Below are 287 nucleotides of genomic sequence, written 5' to 3' on the forward strand. Positions count from 1 at the left end.
CTGACATTTTATGACCGCAACAATGACAGGTTTTCGAACTGGCAAACCATTGATCCAGTTTTACCAGATGGACGCCTTTTTCTGCGGCTTTATATTCCAGCTTTGTGATAAAACCATGCCAGCCTGCATCACCGATAGCGCGAGCCAGACAGTGGTTTTTCATCATATTCGCCGATTTCAGTGTCTCGACAATTACCGCTTGGTTTTCGTCAACAATTGCACGAGAGAGTTTGTGTTGAAATCAGCACGGGCATTGGCTACCCGTTCGTGTACACCTGCAAGCTGTA

At 46.3% G+C, this 287-nt stretch carries 1 pseudogene; it reads right to left on the reverse strand.

From position 1 onward, the window contains the following. A pseudogene (locus BHE89_RS01170) lies at positions 1–287 on the reverse strand (RNA-guided endonuclease TnpB family protein); the annotation flags it as partial.

Origin of the sequence: Shigella sp. FC1967 (genome assembly GCF_001743005.1) — a bacterium.
Classification (GTDB): domain Bacteria; phylum Pseudomonadota; class Gammaproteobacteria; order Enterobacterales; family Enterobacteriaceae; genus Proteus.